This is a genomic window from Labrenzia sp. THAF35, assembly GCF_009363595.1.
GTDB lineage: Bacteria > Pseudomonadota > Alphaproteobacteria > Rhizobiales > Stappiaceae > Roseibium > Roseibium algicola.
Genome location: NZ_CP045380.1, coordinates 2,659,074 through 2,680,169, shown reverse-complemented (window position 1 = coordinate 2,680,169; position 21,096 = coordinate 2,659,074). Strand labels below are relative to the sequence as shown.

17 protein-coding genes are annotated in these 21,096 nt (G+C 59.2%); 15 read left to right on the top strand and 2 right to left on the bottom strand.

What is annotated here, in order from left to right:
* Positions 1 to 20 precede the first annotated feature (20 nt).
* Positions 21 to 956 carry a tripartite tricarboxylate transporter substrate binding protein gene (locus tag FIU93_RS12225; protein ID WP_031270417.1) on the bottom strand — a complete coding sequence of 312 codons (936 nt, stop codon included), beginning with the start codon at positions 954 to 956 and terminating at the stop codon, positions 21 to 23.
* A 269-nt stretch (positions 957 to 1,225) separates the two neighbouring features.
* On the opposite strand from FIU93_RS12225, the gene FIU93_RS12220 reads away from it, so the two are divergent.
* From FIU93_RS12220 to FIU93_RS12185, 8 genes are all read left to right on the top strand, one after another.
* The gene (locus tag FIU93_RS12220; RefSeq protein WP_075282357.1) at positions 1,226 to 2,011 is read left to right on the top strand and encodes an IclR family transcriptional regulator; all 786 of its coding nucleotides are present in this window, start codon (positions 1,226 to 1,228) and stop codon (positions 2,009 to 2,011) included.
* Positions 2,001 to 2,681 (top strand): HAD-IA family hydrolase, encoded by a 681-nt coding sequence (locus FIU93_RS12215; RefSeq protein WP_152505712.1) that lies wholly within the window; start codon positions 2,001 to 2,003, stop codon positions 2,679 to 2,681. Before FIU93_RS12220 ends, FIU93_RS12215 begins: the two co-directional genes overlap by 11 nt.
* A complete protein-coding gene (locus FIU93_RS12210; RefSeq protein ID WP_152505711.1) occupies positions 2,678 to 4,033 on the top strand; it encodes an aminotransferase class III-fold pyridoxal phosphate-dependent enzyme in 1,356 nt (451 codons plus the stop codon). The genes FIU93_RS12215 and FIU93_RS12210 overlap by 4 nt, the downstream gene beginning before the upstream one ends.
* 841 nt (positions 4,034 to 4,874) lie before the next feature.
* Positions 4,875 to 6,017 carry a LuxR C-terminal-related transcriptional regulator gene (locus FIU93_RS12205; protein ID WP_152505710.1) on the top strand — a complete coding sequence of 381 codons (1,143 nt, stop codon included), beginning with the start codon at positions 4,875 to 4,877 and terminating at the stop codon, positions 6,015 to 6,017.
* 25 nt (positions 6,018 to 6,042) lie between these two features.
* Positions 6,043 to 8,298: a UDP-forming cellulose synthase catalytic subunit gene (gene bcsA / locus FIU93_RS12200; RefSeq protein ID WP_152505709.1), complete on the top strand. Its 2,256-nt coding sequence runs from the start codon at positions 6,043 to 6,045 to the stop codon at positions 8,296 to 8,298.
* An 11-nt stretch (positions 8,299 to 8,309) separates the two neighbouring features.
* Complete coding sequence (locus FIU93_RS12195) at positions 8,310 to 10,592, top strand: cellulose biosynthesis cyclic di-GMP-binding regulatory protein BcsB (protein WP_173017306.1); 2,283 nt, start codon at positions 8,310 to 8,312, stop codon at positions 10,590 to 10,592.
* A gap of 1 nt (position 10,593) precedes the next feature.
* Positions 10,594 to 11,691: a glycosyl hydrolase family 8 gene (locus tag FIU93_RS12190; protein ID WP_152505707.1), complete on the top strand. Its 1,098-nt coding sequence runs from the start codon at positions 10,594 to 10,596 to the stop codon at positions 11,689 to 11,691.
* Positions 11,670 to 13,463, top strand: coding sequence for a hypothetical protein (locus tag FIU93_RS12185; protein WP_152505706.1), 1,794 nt, complete (start codon positions 11,670 to 11,672; stop codon positions 13,461 to 13,463). The genes FIU93_RS12190 and FIU93_RS12185 overlap by 22 nt, the downstream gene beginning before the upstream one ends.
* Positions 13,464 to 13,638: 175 nt before the next feature.
* On the opposite strand, the gene hpaR is transcribed toward FIU93_RS12185, so the two are convergent.
* On the bottom strand, positions 13,639 to 14,091 hold the full coding sequence (gene hpaR, locus FIU93_RS12180) for a homoprotocatechuate degradation operon regulator HpaR (RefSeq protein ID WP_152505705.1): 453 nt from the start codon (positions 14,089 to 14,091) through the stop codon (positions 13,639 to 13,641).
* 102 nt (positions 14,092 to 14,193) lie between these two features.
* Here hpaR and FIU93_RS12175 point away from each other — a divergent pair, with 102 nt between their 5' ends.
* Genes FIU93_RS12175 through hpaH form a run of 7 tightly spaced genes read left to right on the top strand, consistent with a single transcriptional unit; the run spans position 14,194 to position 21,094 of the window.
* A complete protein-coding gene (locus tag FIU93_RS12175; RefSeq protein WP_023003266.1) occupies positions 14,194 to 14,580 on the top strand; it encodes a 5-carboxymethyl-2-hydroxymuconate Delta-isomerase in 387 nt (128 codons plus the stop codon).
* A 3-nt stretch (positions 14,581 to 14,583) separates the two neighbouring features.
* Positions 14,584 to 16,095 (top strand): 5-carboxymethyl-2-hydroxymuconate semialdehyde dehydrogenase, encoded by a 1,512-nt coding sequence (gene hpaE / locus FIU93_RS12170; protein WP_152505704.1) that lies wholly within the window; start codon positions 14,584 to 14,586, stop codon positions 16,093 to 16,095.
* A gap of 41 nt (positions 16,096 to 16,136) precedes the next feature.
* Positions 16,137 to 16,991, top strand: a complete 855-nt coding sequence (hpaD, locus tag FIU93_RS12165; protein ID WP_152505703.1) for a 3,4-dihydroxyphenylacetate 2,3-dioxygenase — start codon at positions 16,137 to 16,139, stop codon at positions 16,989 to 16,991.
* A 20-nt stretch (positions 16,992 to 17,011) separates the two neighbouring features.
* Positions 17,012 to 17,992, top strand: coding sequence for a 3,4-dihydroxyphenylacetate 2,3-dioxygenase (gene hpaD, locus FIU93_RS12160; protein ID WP_023003263.1), 981 nt, complete (start codon positions 17,012 to 17,014; stop codon positions 17,990 to 17,992).
* Positions 17,993 to 18,021: 29 nt separating this feature from the next.
* Positions 18,022 to 19,440: a pyridoxal-dependent decarboxylase gene (locus FIU93_RS12155; RefSeq protein WP_152505702.1), complete on the top strand. Its 1,419-nt coding sequence runs from the start codon at positions 18,022 to 18,024 to the stop codon at positions 19,438 to 19,440.
* Positions 19,437 to 20,291 (top strand): fumarylacetoacetate hydrolase family protein, encoded by an 855-nt coding sequence (locus FIU93_RS12150; protein WP_152505701.1) that lies wholly within the window; start codon positions 19,437 to 19,439, stop codon positions 20,289 to 20,291. The genes FIU93_RS12155 and FIU93_RS12150 overlap by 4 nt, the downstream gene beginning before the upstream one ends.
* Positions 20,288 to 21,094, top strand: coding sequence for a 2-oxo-hept-4-ene-1,7-dioate hydratase (gene hpaH, locus FIU93_RS12145; RefSeq protein WP_209010350.1), 807 nt, complete (start codon positions 20,288 to 20,290; stop codon positions 21,092 to 21,094). Before FIU93_RS12150 ends, hpaH begins: the two co-directional genes overlap by 4 nt.
* Positions 21,095 to 21,096: the final 2 nt, after the last annotated feature.

Below are 21,096 nucleotides of genomic sequence, written 5' to 3'. Positions count from 1 at the left end.
CGCCGGCCGAAATAGTCGCCTTATTGTTCGATCAGCTCGGAGATTTTCTGAAGCGCCGCCGCATCAGCCTCGATCTGCTGTTCGGACTGAACCGGGTCCTGCCAGTAGATCAGGACGCCGGTCTGGCCGATCAGCTCGAGCGCCTGCGGCGACTTGAGCGCAGCTTGCGCAGCTTCGGAAATCTTGATCCGCGCATCTTCGGGAACGTCCTTGTGAACGAACAGCCCGTTCCACAGCGCAACCGACAGATCCGGGTTGATTTCCTGCATGGTCTGCACGTTCGGCGTCAGGGACGTCCGTTCCTTGCCGATGCTGGCCAGGATCTTGACCTCGCCGAGGCATGGCTGGATCTGCTGCAGTGTCGTGTTGATGACGTCGACATCGCCGGAGGCCAGCGTGTTGCAGTTCAGCTCGTCAAAAGCTGCTTCGCTGGCAAAGTCGAAGCCGGAGGTCTTGGCGGCAGCGAAGGTGATCTGGGTGGGCGGTAGGAACGAACCGAAATGGCCGAGAGCGATCTCGTTTTCCTTGGCGTAATCAGCCAGCTCCGCCCACGTGGCGTAGGGCGCGTCTGCGCCAGCGGCAATCACGAACGGATAGGTCATGAAAATGCCGATCGGCTCGAACGGGTTCGGCGAAAGTTCGGGAATTCCGATCTGCGGACCACCAATCGGCACGTCGGTCACGAAAGAGCCGACCGTATAACCGTCGGCAGGCGCTGTCGCGACTTCCACTGCACCAGGGAACGGACCACCGCCGCCACCCGGCTTGTTCACGACCGCTGCCGGTACGCCGTACATTTCCTGGAACTTGTCCGCGATCAGACGGGTCAGCACGTCTTCCAGGTCGCCCGGAGGCCACGGAACGATGAACGATACAGGCTTTTCCGGATATTCAGCCAGAGCGGCCGTTGCCGACATCAATGTCGCGGCCGTCAGGGCGATCACTTGCTTCTTCATTTCAACAGTCCCTTTTCTGGTCAGGTGACAGCCGGACTTTGCGCCGGTCTTGGTCATTTTTTATTTGCTTTGTTAATTATTGTGATCTTAAATAATGAGATGTCAACCTTCAATCGAAGCGCTGACGCTTTTGTTTACCTCGCAAAACGGTTCAAATAACAAACCATCGGTTTAAAAATATATTGTTTCAAATGAAACTACATGTCAACATCGTCCCGTCGAATGCCGGAGCTTCAATCCGGCGCCTGCGGGAAAGGAACTGCTGAAGCATGGGCACGATCACAAAAGCGCTGAGCCTGCTGAACCACTTTTCCGCCAGCCGTTCGGAAATCGGCCTGACCGAGTTCCGCAACCTTTCGGGCCAGGACAAGGCAACGGTTCACCGGCATCTGACCGAACTGACAGCCAACGGTTTTCTGGAGCAGAACCCGGGCACCAAAGGCTATCGCCTGGGCCCCGCCATCTTGCGTCTTGCGGCAGTCCGCGAACGACTGTTCCCGGCAAGAAGGCTTGTCGCTCCACTGGTGGAACAGTTGGCTGGAGAACTCGGAGAGCTGGTTCATGTCTCCTTGCGGGAAGGCAATCACCTGTCACCGCTCTATCATCATGACGCACTCATTCACGGCACGCGGGTCTATTTCGACGAAGCTGAATTGCTGCCGCTGCACGCAACTGCCTCCGGTCTCGCCATGCTGGCCTTCGGTCCGATCGATCTGCTGCCGAAGCTTCTGAAGACGAAGCTCAAACCCTCCACCGGCTACACGATCACCGATACCGAGCTATTGAAACAAACAGTCGAACAGGTTCGAAACGACGGTATTGCCTTTATCGACCAGGGTTTTGAAGAGCACGTCTCTTCCTTTGCCTCGCCGATCTTCGGCGACTTGCCAGAGGCAGTCGGCACCATAGCCGTTGCCGCCCCCACCGTTCGCATGACCGATGAGTTGAAAGCAAAAATCCGAATTTCCCTGCCGATCGCGGCGACGGAAGTCACTGAAAAACTCGGCGGCGTTGTCCCGGTTGATTTGAGAAGGATCTGGCGCGATGCCGCATGACACGAAGGCTCTGGTGCTCGATTTCGGCGGGGTCGTCACTCGCACGATGTTCGAGACCCACGACCTGACCGAACAGGCCCTCGGGCTCGCCCCCGGCACCCTGACCTGGCGCGGCCCGTTTGATCCAGCAACCGACAGTCTTTGGCAGGCAATGCAGCGGGACGAGATTTCTGAACGCGACTACTGGCACCTGCGCACGCAGGAAATTGCCGAAATGACCGGCAACGACTGGACGGAAATGGCCCAGTTCGTGAAGGCTGCGCGCGGCGCTGATCCCGATGCCGTCATGCGCCCGGAAGCCCTGGCCGCAATCGACATTGCCCGGCAGGCAGGCTGCAAGCTTGCGATCCTGTCCAATGAGCTGGACCTTTTCTACGGTGCGGACTTCAGGAAAAAGCTCGCTTTTCTGGATGATTTCGACGTCATCGTCGATGCCACCTACACCAGGATCCTGAAGCCGGATCCGCGTGCATATCAGCTGTGCCTGGACGAACTCGGCCTGCCCGCATCCGCCTGCGTCTTTGTCGACGATCAGCTGCGCAACATTCGCGGCGCGGAGACGGCCGGTCTGCAGACCGTTCACTTCGACGTTCTTTCCCCCCGATCTTCCTATGACCAGGCACTTTCGTTGCTCGGCCTGCCAAGTTTACTCCAAGGAGACATGACATGAAGGATTCCAACTTCCTGAAGGAAAACAACGCCCGCCATGTCTGGCATCCGATGGCTCATCCGGCCGACAGCCAGACCAATCTGCCGACGATCCTGACAGGTGGTCGCGATGTTTTCATCACCGATGTCGACGGGCACGAAGTTCTTGATGCCGTCGGCGGGCTGTGGAACGTCAACCTCGGCTATTCCTGCGAACCGGTGAAACAGGCAATCTCCGACCAGCTGAACGCCCTGCCCTACTACTCGATCTTTCGCGGCACATCGAACGACAAGGTCATCGAGCTTTCCTACGAACTGGCCGATTTCTTCGCCCCGGAGGGGCTGACGCGCACCTTCTTCACCTCCGGCGGCTCGGATTCGGTCGAAGTCGCCCTCAAGCTCGCCCGCCAGTATCACCGCATTCGCGGCGAAGCTGGCCGCACCAAGTTTCTCAGCCTGAAAAAAGGCTATCACGGTACCCATTTCGGCGGCGCCAGCGTCAACGGCAACGGCAAGTTCCGCAACGCTTACGAGCCCTTGCTGCCGGGCTGTTTCCACATTCCGGCTCCCTACACCTACCGCAATCCGTTCAACGAGAGCGATCCGGCGAAACTTGCCCAGCTCTGCGCAGCCGCCCTCGAAGACGAGATCGCCTTCCAGGGAGCCGGCACCATTGCCGCCTTCATCATGGAGCCCGTCCTCGGCGCCGGTGGTGTCATGCCTCCCCATCCGAGCTTCATGCCGATGGTGCGCGAGATCTGTGACCGCAACGGCATCCTGCTGATCTCCGACGAGGTCATCACCGCCTTCGGTCGCACCGGCAGCGAGAGCGGCGCACGCCACTGGGGCGTACAGCCGGACTTCATGTGCACGGCAAAAGCCATCACAAACGGCTATTTCCCGTTCGGTGCGTTGATGATCGCCGGGCATGTGGCCGAAGTCTTTGAAAAGGACACCAGCGGGATCGCGTCCATCGATACCGGCTACACCTATTCCGGCCACCCTGTCGGCGCGGCAGCCGCACTGGCTGCCCTCGCAGAGATCCGACGTTTGAAGGTCCACGAAAACGCCGCCGCACGCGGCAAGGAACTTCTTGGTGGCCTGAAAGGGCTCCAGGAACGTTTCGAGGTGATCGGCGACGTGCGCGGCGAAGGACTGATGTGCGCCATCGAACTCGTCTCCGACCGCGCCAGCAAAAAACCTTCGGCAAAGGATGTCCCACTGAAGCTGCAGCAGGCCGCCTATGAGGACGGCGTCATGATCCGGGTCTCCGGAAACAATGCCATCTTCTCGCCGCCGCTGATCGTGACATCGGACAACGTGACGAAAATCCTGTCGGCGGTCGAGACCGGACTGAAAGCCGTTTCCGGCTAATCCCTCGGAAGCATCTCCGTAACGCGCAAGCCTCAACGGCCGGCACCACCACGTTGCCCTGAAGCCCTCTCAAGACCTCGAGGGCTTCGGATCCTCTAAAGGCCACTTGCCATCAGAAACCAGCACGCGGCGCGCAAACAGCCAAAGGGATTTGCGCGCCCTGGCTCTTTTGTTTGTCCCAACAGCAAGCTACCCCCCAATTTGAGGTCGAATTTCCCTAACGTTTTCAACCGCTGCGCGACATTTCTGGCCGCCGCGTATCAAGTTTCGAAAAATTCGATCACAAATTCGGGCAGGCAAAACGCTCAATTCTCGAGCCTGAACTCAAATTAGCCAAGTCCGCCTAATTTGTCGGCAATCTGAATAGTTAAATCAAACAAGACAAAATTTTATCTCAAACAGATTTCACCAGGAATTTCGCGACATCGCCTCGGGACATTTCGACGCAAACAGTAAAAATCGAAAAACACGACAAATGCTGCAGCGCAGCAATACACGCAAGCACACCACCTTGACTTGCATTTTTCAAATTCAACGAAAACCATCTCCTGAACACAACCCGATGATCTTAATGTATTCATCGATATATCTCATTTAATACTGAAGCATATTCTATAATTATCTTAGAGTTATAAATTAACCAAGACTGTAGTTGCTTTAAAATTGATGCAATTGCACTAGAGCAACGGCATGAAGTTTCCGGTATAAAAGGTTTAATAATTTATTAACCCTCTAAGAAACCAATCGATCGATTTAGATAAAATTCAATTTCAGAAAATGAATCGAGCCAGAACTTAAATCGTCACCACGAATAAAATCCATTTCTACCTGGGAGCAAAAAATGTATTTTGCAGGAAGGGACTTTAACGAAAGTGTTTTATACGGTGGCCAGACAAAAGAACGCCGCAACCGAAGCAATTTAGACTTTCCTTATGCACTGGCCAAACGCTTTGAATTTCTTCTCTTCAGCATCTTTGTTCTGGATGCAAGAAGGAAGAAGATCGAGATTTGCTATACAATTGATGACAGTCGTCAAGCCTGGGAAGCCGAACATCTTCTTGGGAACGAAATAGACACGTTCTCCCAAGTAAAAGCCAACTCCTGCACCCCCGTTACACACGACACCGAGATCCTGCATTGCACCGCAACAACACCCGATGGTTTGTCGCGCGATACAACCCTTGAAACCAACCGTGCGGCTGTTCTCATGGTCGAATTGGGAATGGGTTTGCAGCTCTATCTTGCCGCCCACGTTCCAGTCGGCTTTTCAGACAGTCTTTTCCAAGGTGTTGTTGCTTACGCGGATGACATCTTCGGCGGCTTCGAGGCCTATGCCGAGGATCTCGTTTACGGGCGAAACCGCACCGAACTGACAAGCGCGCAATACTGGATCAAACACATCAAGTCGCCAGCGCTTGTGTTCTTCGGCAATGGCTCAGTCCTTGTCAAAAACCCGGCGATGGAAAAGGTCCTGCAGAAAGGCGGCGATCTTCGCCTCATCGACGGCAGGATCCAGACACCGCTAAGCCTGGCACCGTTCTTTGCCCGCACCTCTCGCGACTTGCCGGTCGACGCCCCGGCAAACACCGGATCAACTCGGCAGGAACAGGCACGCGTCATGAGCATTGCCGGTGGCCCCCGCTACTTCGTGGAGGCCATCCCGTCCCAGGTGTCCGACGAGGAAACCCGGGATCCCGTCAGATCCTATTTCCGCAAGAAGGTCCTGATCACCGCGGACACCACCTCCAGCGAGGTAAGCGCCGAGACGATCAAAGCCGCGACCGGGGTCACGCATCAGCAGGCGCGCATCATCAAGAAAATAATAGACGGCAAAACCGTAAGACAAGCCGCCGAGGAAATCGGGATCAGCTACAACACCGCAAGAAATCACCTTGCGATGGCACAGCAAAGAACCGCAACAAGCTCACAAATAGAGCTCGTTAACTCGGTGACGAAAGCAATTCAAATAGCACCAGACCAATAACGTACAAAGTACAGGAACTTAGGCTATGCTGAACTTACTTTTATACGTATTCGCGACGATAGCGACCATCGCTACATTTTTCATCGTCACGCTGCCGCTTTCGGTTGAAGTTCAACTCTTTCTCGGCCTCTTCGTTCTGGTTGCCATGCAATTCACGAAGGTCTTGCCGGGCACTCTGGGACGCGTCACGTTTCTGACCCTCGGAGGGGTGCTCGTCGGCCGTTACGTCTACTGGCGCGTGACACAGACGGTTCCGCCGATCGAGAACTTTTACGATTTCGTTCCCGGCGTCCTGCTGCTTGTTGCAGAGCTCTTCTGCATCTTGATGTTCTTCCTGTCGGCGCTCATCGTCTCCGACCGTTATGAGCGTCCCCGCAAGGTGCAGAACTCAGACGCCGATGCTCCGACCGTCGACGTGTTCATTCCCAGCTACAACGAGGATCCGGGCCTCGTCGCCTGCACCATCGCCGCCGCCAAGAACATGGACTATCCGAAGGACAAGTTCCGTGTGTTCCTTCTGGACGATGGCGCAACGCTTCAGAAGCTGAATTCCACGGACCAGAAGGCTGCCCTTGCCGCCTATGAGCGCAGCCAGGAATTCAAGCGGATCTGCGAAGATCTCGGTGCGACATATCTTGCTCGTGAGCGCAACGAACATGCCAAGGCCGGCAACCTCAACTACGGCCTGTCGCGGTCGGAAGGTGATCTCGTGGTGGTCTTCGACGCCGATCACGCACCGTCACGGGAGTTCCTGCGCGAAACCGTCGCCTACTTCAAGGACCCCGAACTGTTCCTGGTTCAGACACCGCACTTCTTCCTCAATCCGGATCCGATCGAGCGCAATCTGCGCACCTACAACATCATGCCCTCGGAGAACGACATGTTCTACGGCATGATCCAGAAGGGCCTCGACAAATGGGACGCCACCTTCTTCTGCGGCTCCGGCGCCGTCCTGCGGCGTGCAGCCCTCAATGAAGTCGGCGGTTTCTCGGGCGTCTCGATCACGGAAGACTGCGAAACCGCTCTCGAGCTGCATTCGCGCGGCTGGAAGAGCGCCTATGTCGATCGTCCGATGATCGCCGGCCTGCAGCCTGACACTCTCGCCTCGTTCATCGGCCAGCGGTCCCGCTGGTGCCGGGGCATGCTGCAGATCCTGATGCTCAAGAACCCGATGTTCAAGCCGGGCCTGAGCTTCATGCAGCGCGTCGCCTACATGTCCAGCGCCATGTTCTGGCTGTTCCCGTTCCCGCGGCTGGTGTTCCTGCTGGCGCCGCTGATGTTCATCCTCTTCAACATGAAGATCTACATCGCCTCGCCGCAGGAATTCCTGGCCTACACGATGACCTACATCCTTGCGGTGGTGACGATCCAGTCCGGCCTTTATGGCAAGCTCAGGTGGCCCTGGATCTCCGAACTCTACGAGTACATCCAGTCAATCTACCTGTTCCCGGCGATCTTCTCCGTGCTGATGAACCCGCGTGCGCCGAAGTTCAACGTCACGACCAAGGGTGAAACACTGGAAGAAGAACAGCTGTCGGTCATCGCATGGCCCTACATCATCGTCTTCGCGGTCATGCTCCTCACGACCGGCGTGCTGGCCTGGCGGCTGCAGAACGACACCGGCCAGACTGCCCTGCTTGGTGTTGTCGGCATCTGGCATGTCTTCAACCTGGTCATTGCCGGTGCAGCCCTTGGCGCCATCCTGGAACGGAAGGAAGTCAGAACCGCACCGCGTATCCGGGTCCATCGCAAGGCGACGCTCCGCCTTCGTGACGAGACCATCCCCGTCAATCTGGTGGAATCCAACACCAACGGCCTGCTCCTTCAGCTTGAAAGAGCACCAGCTTGGGGGAACGTGCTCGGCGACAACGGCCACCTGACATTCCATCCCCGTCAATCTCTGGACCGGTCCGCCGATGCGACGCCAGAACCTGACGCCGCGCTTGCCGACACAGGCATCAACATTCGTGTCGCCTCCCAGCGGGCCGGCTCGAAGGGAATTCTGATCGGCGCCGCCTATCTCGACACCGTCGCAACGCGAGCGATCGTTTCCAGCGACGTGATGTTTGCCGACCTGACAATACCGAGAGCCCTGCACAACAGGAAGCTGACGGGATCCTCGGTCGTCGCGGGCATGATACGCCTGACCAGATGGGCACTTTACTACGGCATTCGCGTCCCGGTCCTCGGCCTCATGACAGCCCTGCGGTCCGGCCTGAAACGCAAGCCGGCACCTGTCGAGCAGGACCTGCCCGAATCCGTCCTCGCACCTGCAGAATGAGGATTGAAGCAATGAAAACTCTGTATCACCTCAAAGCCGCGACCTGCCTCAAGGCAGCGCTTGTCGCCTCAACCTTGATTGCTCTGCCTGTTTCGGCAGTTGCCCAGCAGCTCGACGTATCGGTGCTCGACACCAAGACTGAAGACCGCAGCACAATCCGCCGCCTGACGGCAACCGCCGACCAGCTCCGGATGGAAGGCGAACAGGCAGAAATCCGGCTGGCCGTCTACGCTCCCCGGGACGAGGTCCTTCTCTATCGCAAGCTTCAGGTGGACTACCTGACCGCGGTCTCGACCGCCCCGGAACATTCCAGCATGAGCATCATGGTCAACGGTCAGCCCGTTGGCGACATTGAACTCAACGCAGGCGCTCAAAGCTCCATGCGCAGCTTCGATCTCCCTCCCGGACTGATGGTCGAGGGGTTCAACGAAATCCGGTTTATCGCGAAACACAAGCACCGCGTGGACTGCACGATCCCCGCCACCTATGAACTGTGGACGGTGCTGAACCCGGCAAACACGGGTATCGTGTTCGATCCGGGCCCGGACAACTCACCGAAGGTGTCGGCCAGCCTTGAACTGCTGCGCGCGGTCCCGAACGACAAGAGCGGCGCCACCAACATGCGCCTGCTGCAACTGGGCACGGCGAGCGCCGGAAATCTGGACCGGGCCCTGGCAGTTGCACAGACTGTCGCCGCTTTCGGGAAATACCATAACCCGGACATTCAGATCAGGAACGAGCCGGGCAACGATGCCGGCCTGGATATCATAGTCGGCACTCGGGCCGAGCTTTCGCACGCAGGCTTTGCCGTTGGCGACATGGGCTCGGAAATCCCCGGCCTTGCTATCGTCCACCGGCCGGATACGGGCAGGGTTTCCCTGTTTCTCGCGGCAGAGAACCGCCCGGCTCTGGACAAGTCCATCGAGGCCTTCAAACAGGCCCTGCAGGCCAAGCCGATGCTGGGAAGCCGCCGGGGTATTGCCGCATTCGAAAACAAGTTCGGTTACGAGATCGAACCCGGCGAAACGGTTTCCCTGGCAAAGATCGGCGTCAGCAGCAAACGCTTCGACGGCCGGCTTCTCCGGCAGGACTTCTCGATCCGCCTTCCGGACGACTACTTCGTCGGAGACTATGGCAAGGCCAAGCTCAGCCTGAACATCGATGCGCTGGCAAACCTGTCCAATGCCAACCGGCTGCAGGTCTTCGCCAATGGTGCCGCACTTGCGTCTGCGGAACTGACGCGTGACGGCATTTCTTCCCGCAATCCACTCGATATCCCGCTTGGCGGCTTCTCGCCCGGCTTCAACGACCTGCGCATCGAAGTGTCTTCCCTGACAGAAGATGATGCCACCTGCGATGTCGCGACCGGCCTCAATGGCGACCGGTTGTCGCTTGATGCGGACACTTCGACGATCGAGTTCGATGCACTTGCCAGAATGCGCGTGACACCGAGCCTGTCTCCTTCCGACCTTCTGCCGAAAAACCCTGCAGAAAACCGGCCAACTACTATTCAGGTGCTTGCCGACGACCCGAAAAGCCTGGAAGCCGCTGCTCAGCTTGCCGTGGCAACGGCAGCAATCACACAGCAGGTCCGGCCGATCGCCATCACGACGGCCTCCGCCTCGGTCGGCAATCAGCCGGGGCTGATTGTTGCCCCGGTCAATCGCCTGTCGGGCATGGCCAAGGAAGCCTATCTGGACACGCTCGACCCGGAAAGAACGCAAGGCTCGCGCAGTCAGGTGGGCCGCTTTTTCGGGCTGAAGTCTGTTGACGAAAACGACACCAGCCTGATGGCAAGCATCCAGCGATACGCCGGATCCGCCTGGCGCAGCGTCGGCTTCAAGCTCAATTCCGAAGTTCCGTCCGACCGCAGCTTCGCGCTGCAGGGCAACAGCATCCTGATCGCGCAGCGCACCAAGACGCTGACATCCAAGGAAAGCTGGGTTGCCTTCATGGGAGCCCCGGTCAAGCAGGACACCTGGACTGTCGTGACCGGACTGACGAGTGACGACATCAAGGCCAGCACGGAAACGATGCTGCGCGAAGGCAGGCTTGCCTGGCTCACCGGCGACACGTCGCTCTATAACGCGACCACCAACAGGTTTGCATCCGAACGCCTGTCCGATCCGAACTACTTTGCCTCGCTGGCAAACCCGTCCGAATTCAGGAACAGCCGACTCGTCGTGGCAGGATTGGTCTCGCACAACATGCTCGACTTCGTCGTGTTCATGCTGGCGTTCTGCCTGATCCTCGGCTTCAGCTACTACGTCTCCCTCAAACGGTCCGGACGCTGACATGCTGAGGCTTTGCATGACAACCGGCATGGCACTTTTCCTGTCGCTTGCTCCCGCTCACGCCGAACCGGTGTTCGGCGCCAGCGCGCGCAGCAAGGAAGCCGTGTCGCTCTGGCTGGGGTCGGCGTGGCGGGACTATACGAGCCGCCACATGACCCCGGAAGGAGCCGTCATCGACGATGCCAATGAAGGCATCAGTCACAGCGAAGGCCAGGGTTACGGCATGGTTCTGGCCGTCGCGGTGGATGACCGCGAGACCTTCAAGCTGATCCGCAACTACACCTACGAGATCCTGCAGGTGCGCAAGGATCATCTGTTTGCCTGGAAGGTGCTGCACACGCCGGAAGGTCCCAATGTCGCCGACACCAACAACGCGACGGACGGGGACCTGCTGATCGCCTGGGCGCTGATCGAGGCCTACAAGAGCTGGGGAGACCCTGAAGACCTTGCCTCGGCAAAGGTCGTTCTGGCGGATATCGCCGCAACGCTCCTTCAGCAAACCGCCCTCGGACCGGTTCTTGTTCCCGGCAGTGAAGGGTTCGTCTCCGGCGATCATCAGACCGTCACGGTCAACCCGTCCTACTGGGTCTATCCGGCCCTGGAAACCATCGCCGAGTTCGATACGTCCGCGAACTGGGGCGAAGTTGCGGTTGTCGGAGAGGACGTCCTGGACCTTTCCCAGAGGGCTCCAAGCTACCTGCCACCGGATTGGGTCGATATCGGCGGTCTCAAGCTAGTGCCTTCCGAAAAGTTCACACCTGAATTCGGCTACAATGCCATCCGGGTTCCGCTCTATCTCGCGCTGTCCAGAAATGCCCTGCGCGTGAAAAAGGCGGCGGATTTTTCAACGCTACGCGGCTTTGCCGATCCCCGCGGCCCATCGGTTACGCAGATCGTCACGGGCGAGCCGAAGAGTGTCATGGGTGGTATCGGTTTTCGCGCAATTGCTGCCCTGACCAGATGTATGGACAAGGCCGAGCCATTCCCGTCCGAACTGCTGCAGATCGGCACAGACGACTATTACTCCACAACACTTCAGATCTTCACGATTCTCGCAATTGCAGAGAGGTATCCGCAATGTCTTTCACCAGAATGGTAATTGCCTCCTTCGCGCTGGCGTTTGCGACCAACGGTTCCCTGGCGCAGTCCGCTCCGTGGGAAGCCGCGCCGCAACAACAGCTGCCCGGCGGCTCTCCGTTTGTCCTGCAGGAACCTGAAACCGGTGTTTTGCCGGTGCAGCAGGCCAATGTTTCGCCTTTCGCGCTTTCGGTCACCCAGCCAGGGGCGGCACAGTCCGCCGCCCCCGCAGCCCCCGCGGCTGCAAAGGTCGATGAAACGGCCCTGCGCTACTACGCACAAAATGGCGAGATCGGCCGTGTGTCTGCGGAAATCAAGCGGCTGAAATCTCTTCATCCGGACTGGCAACCGCCGGAAAACATCTACGACCGCAACCGGATCGAGGTGAACGAACAACCGCTCTGGGATCTCTTCGCCACCGGCCGGACCCAGGAGCTCTACGCCAAGATCCGGGAATACATAAATCTCTACCCGGGCTATGAGCCTTCAGCCGAATTGCGCCGACAAATCATCAATGCCGAAGCGCGAAAGACCCTCATCCAGGCGTCCGAACTGGGCAACGCCCAGGAGGTCATCAAGATCGCGGTGAAGAACTCCGATCTTCTGACCTGCCAGGAAATCGACATTATCTGGCGGACAGCCAGGGCTCTCAACGAGACCGGTCAGGACGTCAAGGCGCTCGAAGCCTACAAGTACATCCTTGCCAACTGCGCCAATGAGGACGAACGCAAGGCCACCGTGCAAAAGGCTGCCGAAGTGCTGCCGCGCAACGCGGTGGAGCAGCTTGTCGCCTACGGCAGAACCGGATTGGACGGTCGCTCGGAATTCAACGAAATCTACCTGGACCTGTTGCGTGGTGAAGTTGGCGAAGGCGCCACCGATCCCGCCATGCTGGTCGACAAATCGGATCTGGACGCACTCGCCAATTCGGCTGCAAAACTCCAGAACCCGAACGATGCCGAACTTCTTGGCTGGTATTACTATTCCCGCGAAGAATTCAAGACCGCCACCAAATGGTTCCAGACAGCCTACAAGCTTCGCCCCTCGCCAAAGGCCATCGAAGGCATGGTCGTCTCCATGAAGGAAGATGGCGAATACGAGGAAGCCGAGGAACTTGCCTACAAGAACCGGCGCAAGGATCCGCTCATCCTCAAGGCATATCTGGAAGTCGTTTCGATCCAGCTTCTGGAAGGCTACGGCACCGAGATGGATTTCAAGCGCCTGTCGAGATTTGCGAACGTCGTCCAGGATGCGCAATCGCCGATTGCCGCCCAGGTGTTCGGCTGGCACTTCTACAACATGCTTGAACTCGATGAAGCTGAAATCTGGTTTGCCAAGTCGATGGAGTTCCAGCCGAACGAATCCGCGGCCGTCGGCCAGATCGTGGTTGCTCAGCGCAAGAAGCAGAAAGCCCGCGAACGACAGTTGATCGCGCAATGGTCAACCAAATTCCCGGCGATCAAGACCCTCGGCGGCGCACAGCTTGCGTCCGCTTCCGAAGAACGCAGCCGCTCCTCTGGCGGATCGCGCTCCTCCGGGTCTTCCTACCTGCGCTCTGCCGAACAGGAGATCAGCACGGGAGATTATGCAGGCGCTCTGCCGTACCTTGAAAGAAACGCAATGAGCGGACGCGAAAGCCGCAAGGCAAAACTGCTTCGGGCCTGGGCGCTGTATCACACGGGCCGGTCGAAAGAGGCGCACAAGCTCTTCGCGGAAGCCGACAAGGCGGGATCCACGACCGAAACCCGCCAGGGCAAGTGGTTCTCCGAAAAGAAGATGTACCGCTACAACTAAAACAACTGGTCTCTTCCCGCACGAGACCAGAAGCCCGGGCTCCTTTCCAGCTACGCAAGCAGAAGGGAGCCCGGGCCGTTTCCGGCCCATAGCCGGCATCCGGTGCCGGGCCTTCAGCGCGAAAACCGGCCTCAATCCGAAATCCGGCCCTGCCCCAGACTTAGTCCCAGACCTCTTACAGCTTCTGGAAATCCTCCAGAATGTCGAGCAGCTGTGCCAGTTTCTCCTTGCCGATGACCTCTTCTATACGCGCCGCGATTGCCTTGGCGTCATCGAGCTTATCCTCGATGATTGCCTGTCCGGCCGGCGTAATCGCCACCGTTTGCTTGCGCCGATCCTTCTCGTCCGCCTGACGGGTCACCAACCCCTTTTCCAGAAGCGTCTGAACGATCCTGGTCTGGCTGGGGAGCAGCAGACAGGCCCGCTCTGCCAGGGTCGAGGCATCCTGTGGACCGAATTCTTCCAGCACCCGCAGGATGCGCCACTGCTGTTCGGTGATGCCGCAGTCGGAGAGCATCTCGCGGATCGGGCCCATCACCTTCTCGCGCGCCCGGATCAGCGCAATCGGGATGGAGCGTCTTGTGGACGGCAGCGCCGGGCCGTCAGCGGGTTCAGTGTCGTCGATCATGCAAGGTCCATAGCGAATTGGCAGATTATTAGACACAAAAAGTTTGACAGTTTCGATCTCATATATTTAACATAGCAACTATTGCACTGTTAAGGAAATCCCATGCCGCACATATCGCTGGAATATTCCGCCAATCTGGAACAGCGGGCCGACATAAAGGCCCTGTGCGAGCATCTGCGTGCGCAAGCCGCGACCATCGATGCCCTTCCCATGCCCGGTCTGCGGGTGCGGGCCATCCGGTGCGACCACTATGCAATCGCCGACGGCGACCCGAAACATGCCTTCATCGACATTTCCGTACGCCTTCGCGCCGGACGGCCGGACGACGTCAAGCGCGACGCAGCGGAGCGTCTGTTCAAGGCCGCAAAGGCTTTTCTGGAACCGGTCCTGGCCACCAGTTCGCTCGCGCTATCGCTTGAGATGCGCGACATCGACCCGGACCTTTCGCCCAAGACGGGCACCATTCGCGACCATTTGGGGACTGTCTGACCCATGTCTGACCTTCAGAACAACATCGAAAAACTTGAGACCTACCTCGCAAGGTTCCGGGAGACCGGCGTGCTGAACCAGATCGGCGGCAAGGCCTGCCCCGCAGCCTCCGGCGCGACATTCGAAACCACCTCCCCGGTGGACGACAGCCTGATCTGCAAGGTTGCCAGAGGGGATGCTGCCGATATCGATGCTGCGGCCAGGGCCGCCAAGGAGGCCTTTCCGGCATGGCGCGATTTGGCCGCGACGGAGCGCAAGAAAATCCTTCACAAGATTGCCGACGGCATTGTCGCCCGCTCCGAAGAAATCGCCTTTTGCGAATGCTGGGATACCGGTCAGGCTCTGCGTTTCATGTCGAAGGCCGCCCTGCGCGGCGCCGAGAACTTCCGCTTCTTCGCTGACAAGGCGCCAGGTGCCCGCGACGGTCAGGCCCTGCCATCACCGACCCTCATGAACGTCACGACGCGTCTTCCGATCGGACCGGTCGGTGTGATCACGCCCTGGAACACGCCTTTCATGCTGTCGACCTGGAAGATTGCGCCGGCGCTCGCAGCAGGCTGCACCGTGGTCCACAAGCCGGCGGAGTTTTCTCCAGTCACTGCACGCATCCTGATGGAAATAGCAGAAGAAGCCGGCCTGCCGAAAGGTGTCTGGAACCTTGTCAACGGCCTCGGCGAAGAAGCCGGCAAGGCCCTGACAGAACATCCTGACATCAAGGCCATCGCCTTCGTCGGCGAGAGCCGCACCGGGTCCATGATCATGCGACAGGGGGCGGAAACCCTGAAGCGGGTGCATTTCGAGCTCGGCGGCAAGAACCCCGTGATCGTTTTCGACGATGCCGATCTCGACCGGGCGCTGGATGCGGCAATCTTCATGATCTATTCGCTCAACGGAGAGCGCTGCACCTCGTCCTCGCGCCTTCTGGTGCAGGACACGATTGCCGAGGAATTCGAGGCAAGGCTCATCGATCGGGTGAACAACATCAAGGTCGGTCATCCCCTCGACCCAAAGACCGAAATCGGTCCGCTGATCCACAAGACCCATTTCGACAAGGTGACCGGCTACTTCGAAACCGCCCGCCAGGACGGCGCAACGATAGCCGCTGGCGGCAGCCGCGTCGGGACGGAAGGCTGCTTCGTGCGCCCAACCCTCTTCACCGGCGCGAACAACTCGATGAAAATCGCCCAGGAAGAAATCTTCGGCCCGGTCCTGACCTCCATCCGCTTCAGTTCGGAAGAAGAAGCACTTCAGATCGCCAATGACATTCCCTACGGCCTGACCGGCTACGTCTGGACCAACGACCTGACGCGGGCGCTGAGGTTCACCAACAGTCTGGAAGCGGGCATGATCTGGGTGAACTCGGAAAACGTCCGCCACCTGCCCACCCCCTTCGGCGGCGTCAAGGCCAGCGGCATCGGCCGCGACGGCGGCGACTGGTCGTTCGAATTCTACATGGAGCAGAAACACATCGGCTTTGCGACCGGCCAGCACGCCATCCCGCGCCTTGGTGCGTGAGGAATGTGAACGACATAAGATCGCAGTAACGGGAGGAGACTATGGGAGAAATCGTTCTCGCGGCCAAGGTCACGCATGTGCCGACCATGCTGATGTCGGAACAGCCCGGACCTGTGGAGGGCAAGCGTCAGCCGGCTATCAACGGTCATTACGAAATCGCGCGCCGGGCAAAAGCGCTCGGCGCGACGACGGCGATCGTCTGCGACACGCATTGGGTGATCAACGCAGGCTTTCACATCAATGCCAACAATCGGTTCGAAGGCCTGTTCACCTCGAACGAATTTCCGCATTTCATCCAGAACCTGCCTTACGCCTACGAGGGCAACCCGGCGATGGGCGACGCCATCGCAAGAGAGGCAACCGAGCGCGGCGCTTTCACGCTCGCCCATCATCTCGACAGCCTGGAACTTGAATACGGCACGCTGGTGCCGATGCGGTTCATGAGCCGGGAACACGACATGAAGGTCGTCTCGGTCGCCGCCTGGTGCACGGTGCACGGCCATGACGAGAGCCGTATCGTCGGCGAAGCGATCCGGGCGGCAGTCGAAGCCAGTGACGAGAAGGTGCTGCTGCTTGCCTCGGGATCCCTGTCTCACAAGATCTGGGCCAACAAGGACTACGCCGCCAACAACGGCACTTTCACCATCTCGTCCGAGTTCAACCGGCAGGTCGATCTGCATGTCCTCGACATGTGGCGGAGGGGCGATCATGCCACCTTCCTGAAGATGCTGCCGGAATATGCCGACCATTGCTGCGGCGAAGGCTCCATGCACGACACCGCCATGCTCTACGGCGTGCTCGGCTGGGACAGCTACACCGCCGAATGCGAGGTCGTGACCGACTATTTCCCCAGTTCCGGCACCGGACAGACCAACGTCATCTTCCCGGTCCAATAGGTTTATCGCAGGAGCCTTCCATGCCCATTCCGGCCCCCAATCTCTATCCGCCCTTCAACATCATCCGGCTCAGCCATGTGGAACTGGGCGTCACGGATCTGGCCAAGAGCCGGGCCTTCTATGTCGACACGCTCGGGCTTCAGGTCACGGACGAATCCGATGAGGCGATCTATCTGCGCGCCATGGAAGAACGCGGCCACCATTGCCTTGTCCTGCGCAAATCGGCAGATGCCGCTGCCCGTGATCTCGGCTTCAAGGTGTTCGACGAGGAAAACCTCGACAAGGCCGCGCACTTCTTCAAGGGCAAGGGGTTGCCGGTGGACTGGGTCGAGCGGCCCTATCAGTCGCGCACATTCCGGACCCGCGATCCGCACGGCATTCCGCTGGAGTTCTACGCCAAGATGGACCGCCTGCCGCCGATCCATCAGAAATACGCGCTCTACAAGGGTGTGAAGCCGCTCCGCATCGACCACTTCAACTGCTTCTCGCCGGACGTCGATGCTTCCGTTGCCTTCTACAACGAGCTTGGTTTCCGGGTGACCGAATACACGGAAGACGAGGCAACCGGCCGTCTGTGGGCCGCCTGGACCCACCGCAAGGGCGGCGTCCACGACATTGCCTTCACCAACGGCAAGGGCCCGCGCCTCCACCACACCGCGTTCTGGGTGCCGACCCCGCTCAATATCATCGACCTGCTCGACCTGATGGCAACCACTGGCTGGGTTTCCAATATCGAGCGCGGCCCGGGCCGACACGGCATTTCCAACGCCTTCTTTCTCTACATTCGAGATCCGGACGGCCACCGGATCGAGATCTACTGTTCGGATTACCAGACGGTCGATCCGGATCTGGAACCGATCAGGTGGGACCTGAAGGATCCGCAGCGGCAGACCCTTTGGGGCGCGCCGGCTCCCAAGAGCTGGTTCGAGGAAGGATCCCTGTTCGAAGGAACCGAAGTTCAAGCCCCCAGCCTTGCCGCACAACCGATTGTTGCGCCATAGGTGAAACAGACAATGGTTGGAAGAATGCGATGAACTGGACTGACTTTGCCGGCTGGGGCCGGAGGGTGGCCGACTGGGCCGCAGACTATCACCAGACCCTGCGGCAGCGGCCTGTCCGCGCCCAGGTGAAGCCGGGCGAAATCCTCAACGCCCTCCCCGAGGCACCTCCCGAACTTGCCGAGGAGATGGAGAAGATCTTCGCGGACTTCGAGAAGATCGTTCTGCCGGGCATGACCCATTGGCAGCACCCGCGCTTCTTTGCCTATTTCCCCGCCAATGCGTCTCCACCGTCAATGCTGGCGGAATATCTCGTTACCGCCATGGCGGCGCAGTGCATGCTATGGCAGACCTCTCCGGCGGCAACCGAGATGGAAACCAGGATGATGGACTGGCTGCGCCAGGCCATCGGTCTGCCCGGGTCCTTTACCGGAGTGATCCAGGACAGCGCCTCCACCGCAACTCTCGCCGCCGTCCTGACCATGCGCGAGCGCGCCCTTTCGTGGGATGGCAACAAGGCCGGCCTCAGCGGGCAACCGCGCCTGCGGGTCTATTCCTCCAATGAGGTTCACACCTCCATCGACAGGGCAATCTGGATCTCCGGCATCGGCCAGGACAATCTGGTGCGTATCCCCGTTCTGGGCCCACATCGCTCCATGGATCCGGACGCGCTGCGTGCGGCCATCGAAGCCGATCTTGCGGCAGGTTTCCGGCCAGCCGGCATCATCGCCTGCACCGGTGGCACCGGCGTTGGCGCGTCGGATGATGTTGGCGCGGTCGTCACGGTCGCGAAAGACTTCGGCCTCTATGTGCATCTTGATGCGGCCTGGGCAGGCGCGGCGATGATCGTCCCCGAGTACCGCGAGCTCTGGGAAGGCGTCGACGGCGTCGATTCCATGGTCTTCAATCCGCACAAATGGCTTGGTGCCCAGTTCGATTGTTCCGCCCATTTCGTCCGCGATCCGGAAGACCTTGTGCGCACTTTGGCGATCCGGCCGGAATATCTGAAATCCCACGGCCACGACGGGATCGTCAACTATTCCGAATGGTCCGTTCCGCTCGGCCGCCGTTTCCGGGCCTTGAAGCTCTGGTTCCTGATGCGCTCCTACGGTTTGGAAGGCCTGCGAGGGCGTCTGCGCAACCATGTCGACTGGTCGGCTGCTCTGGCCGAGCGATTGCGCGCAGAACCGGATTTTGAAATCACCTCCGAGCCCGTCCTTTCCCTGTTCAGTTTTCGCTTTGCCCCTGAAAGTGCAAGGGACCTCGACACGCTCAACCAGCGCCTCGTCGATACCATCAACGACGATGGCCGGATCTACCTGACCCAGACCCTGCTGGACGGTGCCAAGGTCGTCCGTTTCCAGGTCGGGCAGTTCGACTGCACACAGGAAGACGTCGCCTTTGCCTTCGATGTCATTACCGAAATTGCCAGAAACATGGAGACCGCATGACCCGGCTCGCAACCTACAGCGCCGACGGACAGGAATTTTACGGTGCCGTCACTGATACCGGCATGATCGCCCTGTCGCCGGACTTTCCGCAGTGGCCGACGCTTTACGACGCCATTCGCGCTGGCGGTCTGCAGGATCTCGTCACTGCCGCAAAGGACAAGCCAGTTACGCATTCCGAGTTCGCATATGAAATGGTGCTGCCGAACGCGCCGCGGATCCTGTGTGTTGGCGTCAACTTTCCCGACCGCAATGCGGAGTACAAGGACGGCAGCACCCAACCGAAATACATGTCCTTGTTCCCGCGGTTTGCCAGCGGGTTCACCGGCCACGACCGGCCGCTGATCCGGCCGCCCGAAAACCACACGCTCGATTACGAGGGTGAAGTAGCCATCGTCATCGGCAAGACCGGCCGACGCATCAAGGCGGAAGATGCCTACGACCATATCTGCGCCCTGACCCTGTGCAACGAAGGCACCATCCGCGACTGGGTTCGGCACGCGAAATTCAACGTCACCCAGGGCAAGAACTGGGACCACTCCGGTTCTATCGGCCCCTGGCTCGTGCCTTTCGAAAAGGCGGAGCAACTGGATGAGGCCCGCATTCAGACCCGCGTCAACGGAGAGCTGCGCCAGGACGATTACCTGAAGCGCATGACATTCCCGATCCGTGAGGAAATCGCCTACATCTCGACTTTCATGACACTTCAGCCCGGCGACATCATCGTCACCGGCACGCCGACAGGTGCCGGCGCCCGGTTCGACCCTCCCCGCTATCTTAAACCCGGTGACGTGGTCGAGATCGAGGTCGATGGCATCGGCATCTTGCGGAACGGGGTGGAGGACGAAAAATGAGCCTGAACGAAGCAGACATCTCCAAAGCCGCAAATGATCTCCTGAACGCGGAAAAGACGCTCGAGCAGATCGGTCTTCTCACCCTGCGCCATCCGAACCTCGACATGGACGGGGCCTATGCAATCCAGAAAGAACTTGCCCGGGCGAAGCTTGCCGAAGGCCGCAAGACCATCGGCTGGAAGATCGGCCTGACGTCGAAAGCCATGCAGGACGCGCTCAAGATCGACATTCCGGACAGTGGTGTCCTCTTCGACGACATGCTGTTTGAAACCGGAGCCACTGTCCCCAGGGGTCGGTTCATCCAGCCGCGCATCGAAGCGGAAATTGCCTTTGTCATGAAGGCCTCTCTCGGTGGCGCCAACGTCACGCGCCAGGATGTACTTGCGGCAACGGATCACGTGTGCCCGAGCCTGGAGATTCTCGATACACGCATCCAGCGCGTCGATCCGGAGACGGGACAGGCTCGCAAGATCTTCGACACCATTGCCGATAACGCCGCCAATGCCGGCCTGGTTCTGGGCAACGAAAAGCATGATCCCGGCGCATTCGACCTGCGTTGGGCCGGCGCCATCGTCACCAGGAACGGTGAAGTAGAGGAGACCGGTCTTGGTGCGGGCGTCCTCAACGATCCGGTCGAGAGCGTCGTTTGGCTGGCACGGCGCATGGCCGATTACGGACAGACAATCGAAGCCGGACAGATTATTCTGTCCGGATCCTTCATCCGGCCGGTCGAATGCCCGTCCGGTTCGAAGGTCCACGCCGACTTCGGCCCGTTCGGGTCTGTATCCTGCTCCTTCGCCTAATA

Excerpts from the sequence above, each read along its gene's own strand:
- FIU93_RS12210 (WP_152505711.1), top strand. The coding sequence starts at position 2,678 with ATGAAGGATTCCAACTTCCTGAAGGAAAACAACGCCCGCCATGTCTGG.
- FIU93_RS12155 (WP_152505702.1), top strand. The coding sequence starts at position 18,022 with ATGAACTGGACTGACTTTGCCGGCTGGGGCCGGAGGGTGGCCGACTGG.
- hpaE (WP_152505704.1), top strand. The coding sequence starts at position 14,584 with ATGTCTGACCTTCAGAACAACATCGAAAAACTTGAGACCTACCTCGCA.
- FIU93_RS12185 (WP_152505706.1), top strand. The coding sequence starts at position 11,670 with ATGTCTTTCACCAGAATGGTAATTGCCTCCTTCGCGCTGGCGTTTGCG.
- hpaD (WP_023003263.1), top strand. The coding sequence starts at position 17,012 with ATGCCCATTCCGGCCCCCAATCTCTATCCGCCCTTCAACATCATCCGG.
- bcsA (WP_152505709.1), top strand. The coding sequence starts at position 6,043 with ATGCTGAACTTACTTTTATACGTATTCGCGACGATAGCGACCATCGCT.
- hpaD (WP_152505703.1), top strand. The coding sequence starts at position 16,137 with ATGGGAGAAATCGTTCTCGCGGCCAAGGTCACGCATGTGCCGACCATG.
- FIU93_RS12215 (WP_152505712.1), top strand. The coding sequence starts at position 2,001 with ATGCCGCATGACACGAAGGCTCTGGTGCTCGATTTCGGCGGGGTCGTC.
- FIU93_RS12150 (WP_152505701.1), top strand. The coding sequence starts at position 19,437 with ATGACCCGGCTCGCAACCTACAGCGCCGACGGACAGGAATTTTACGGT.
- FIU93_RS12220 (WP_075282357.1), top strand. The coding sequence starts at position 1,226 with ATGGGCACGATCACAAAAGCGCTGAGCCTGCTGAACCACTTTTCCGCC.
- hpaH (WP_209010350.1), top strand. The coding sequence starts at position 20,288 with ATGAGCCTGAACGAAGCAGACATCTCCAAAGCCGCAAATGATCTCCTG.
- FIU93_RS12175 (WP_023003266.1), top strand. The coding sequence starts at position 14,194 with ATGCCGCACATATCGCTGGAATATTCCGCCAATCTGGAACAGCGGGCC.
- hpaR (WP_152505705.1), bottom strand. The coding sequence starts at position 14,091 with ATGATCGACGACACTGAACCCGCTGACGGCCCGGCGCTGCCGTCCACA.
- FIU93_RS12195 (WP_173017306.1), top strand. The coding sequence starts at position 8,310 with ATGAAAACTCTGTATCACCTCAAAGCCGCGACCTGCCTCAAGGCAGCG.
- FIU93_RS12190 (WP_152505707.1), top strand. The coding sequence starts at position 10,594 with ATGCTGAGGCTTTGCATGACAACCGGCATGGCACTTTTCCTGTCGCTT.
- FIU93_RS12225 (WP_031270417.1), bottom strand. The coding sequence starts at position 956 with ATGAAGAAGCAAGTGATCGCCCTGACGGCCGCGACATTGATGTCGGCA.
- FIU93_RS12205 (WP_152505710.1), top strand. The coding sequence starts at position 4,875 with ATGTATTTTGCAGGAAGGGACTTTAACGAAAGTGTTTTATACGGTGGC.